This window comes from Pedococcus sp. NPDC057267 (assembly GCF_042668795.1).
In the GTDB taxonomy this organism is placed as follows: domain Bacteria; phylum Actinomycetota; class Actinomycetes; order Actinomycetales; family Dermatophilaceae; genus Pedococcus.
In genome coordinates this window covers 1-2466 of the sequence record NZ_JBHUYG010000179.1, presented here as the reverse complement: position 1 = coordinate 2466, position 2466 = coordinate 1, and the positions used below count along the sequence as shown (strand labels likewise).

The 2466-nt window shown below is 70.8% G+C and carries 2 protein-coding genes; both read right to left on the bottom strand.

Annotation, left to right across the window (positions count from 1 at the left end):
* Positions 1-93: 93 nt before the first annotated feature.
* A complete protein-coding gene (locus ACFUC1_RS20490) occupies positions 94-558 on the bottom strand; it encodes a DUF4333 domain-containing protein (RefSeq protein WP_379123142.1) in 465 nt (154 codons plus the stop codon).
* 134 nt (positions 559-692) lie between these two features.
* The gene (locus tag ACFUC1_RS20485; protein WP_379123140.1) at positions 693-2318 is read right to left on the bottom strand and encodes a hypothetical protein; all 1626 of its coding nucleotides are present in this window, start codon (positions 2316-2318) and stop codon (positions 693-695) included.
* Positions 2319-2466 lie beyond the last annotated feature (148 nt).

The window sequence follows — 2466 nt, the reverse complement described above, 5'->3', positions numbered from 1 at the left end:
GCCTCCGGCCCCGCGGACGCGGACGCGGACGCGGACGACACTGCGTGCGCGCCGAGCCTCGCTCGGCGCGCGTGACGTTTCGCCCGAGTGACGTCAGATCGGGTTGACGACGAAGCTGCCGTCGGCGTCCTCGAACACCACGAGCAGTGCCCAGTCGGCGTCACTCACCCGGCCGCGGCAGACGACCACGGTGCCGGCCGCGATGGTCGTGCTCGCGGGACAGGTCAGCTTCGTGACGTCGCCGCCGTCGTCGGTCACGATGCGGCGCACGCTCGCGGCGAGAGCCGTCCCGTCCACCCTCCCCGAGGACGCGCTGACCGACCCCTCGAGCAGGTCCGACCCGCCGCCGCCCTGGCCGCCCGTCGCGACGAGGATCCCGAGCACGAGCACCCCGACCAGCGAGAGCGCGCTCATCACCACCGCGGCGACGGCGAGCCCGTTGCGGGACCGGGGGGCGCCCAACGAGGCGTATGCCGGCGGCGCGGGGGGTGCAGCCCACTCCTGGGCGGGCACGGGCACGGGTGCGGGGAAAGGGGCGGGGGTGTACTGGTCGGACATGCGTCTCCTCCTGAGGGTCGGCACAGCATGGCCGGCCCCGGGCACCGGCACGGGTCGTTCCGACCGGATCGTGACCGAAGAGATGAGCACGCGCCCGTCCTCCACAGGAGGCGGAGGGACGCCGTCGCGCGCGGTCAGCCGCGGCCGCGAGCGTGACGCCCCGTCAACGGCTTTCGGCGCAGCGCGGAAGCCCCCAGGAGTCGCCCAAGCGGCCCGAGGACCATTCCCAGGCCGACAGCGAGGTACAACGCGTCCTCAACCAGCCCGGTCCACCCGGGAGCGAACACCGCGTCCGGCGGTTCACCCTGCCCCTCGTACAGAGCTGGGACGGACTGGCCAGTCGTGGCGGAGTCGCCGATGAGCTCGACGTCGGTGAACGAGTACCGTCCGTCTGTGCTGCGGAAGTTGCCATAGTGGTGGCAGGGCCCCTTCCCGCTGCAGTCCACGGAGATGACCGTGAGGCTCCCTGGGGCGCCTCGACCGTGGGCGGCGTTCCATGCCGGCCCGACCTCGCCCGACGCGAACCACAGGAGGAAGCAGCCGAAGGCGACGAAGAAGACCTGGCGCAGAGATGAGCCCACCACCGTGGTGCGGCCAGCCAGAGCACCCAGCCGCGGGTGCACGTGGATGTCAACATCAAGGGGGCGCCAGCGATGCACGGCCCGCACCGGACCCACGACCGGCAATCGCGCCGAATCCATCTCGATGCTGACCCAGCCGCCATCGGAGACCGGGCCACGGATCAGGGCGACCGCGTCCGCACCTGGGGTGGACGCCGAGGGGTGATCGACCCCGAGCCGCACCCACCCCACAGGCTGGGAACTGCCAGCGAGCTCGAGCCCGGCGTGACCCCCTCGGGTGATCCGCACCCGATGCAGTGCGGGCGCGTGGACCTGTCGCGCGGCCCGACCTCGCGCGAGAACGTGAAGGAGCGACCACGTGACGGCGAAGCCGCCAAGAGCCATCCAACCGAACCAGTACGTGTACCCCTTCGGCTCGCTGACCAGTCGCGACCATGTCGGGTCCTGCGGGTCGAGCAGAACCACCCATTCGCTGCCCTCGTCGAGCTCCTCAGTCACCTCGATGCTCACTCGCTGACCGGCACGGGGACCGTTCTCAAGCTGGAACAGCTGCCTGTAGTTGTCGTCCACCCCCGTGACCACGTGTGCATTCGCGCGCTCGGCGCGTTCCACGTGGGCTTGCTCGCCGGCGGTCTGTGCGCGGTAACCAAGCACGGAGCCGGCGACCAGGAGTAGCCCCACGACGCCCAAGGCGGGGACTGCTGCGGCCGCCCAGCCACCATGGCGTGCCTCGTGGCCCCCCGCGGCAGAGACCGCAGAAGCGCCTGAGTGGCCATCCGCTGCCGCTTCGGCAACCCGCGCTTGCTTGGCGCGCAGTGAACGCAGGACCGTGACCCCGGCCACCGACATGCACGCCACGACCACACCCGCGTAGCGACCCGGCACGCTCGGGTCGAAGAGGAAGCTCAGCGCTCCGTAACCCAGCCCGGCGACCAGGGCAGCCATCGGCTCCCACCAGAACGTGAAGACGGCGACGCCCACGAGGGCGACCACGATCGGGAAGATGGAGTCAGGCTGGCACGGAGCAGCGACGGAGCATTGCGCACCAGGGTCGCCGACCATGCTTGCGATCACCGAGCCGACCAGCAGCACCCACCAGGCGAACGGCACCCAGACCGGAGGCTGCAGCATCAGCCACTCGTTGACCGGCTGATCATTGTGCTGGCGGGCATCGGACACGGGGAGGATTGTGCCTGTTCCTGGGCGTTCCGCACTGCGGTCTGCGGCCTCAGTCGCCCGAACGTCTCCGAAGGCGGAGGCACGATGTCGCGTGCGTCCGCCACACGATGAAGGACCCCGACGAGAAGCGTGTCGGGGTCCTTCATCG

Coding starts and splice junctions, on each gene's coding strand:
- ACFUC1_RS20490 (WP_379123142.1), bottom strand. CDS start 558: ATGTCCGACCAGTACACCCCCGCCCCTTTCCCCGCACCCGTGCCCGTG.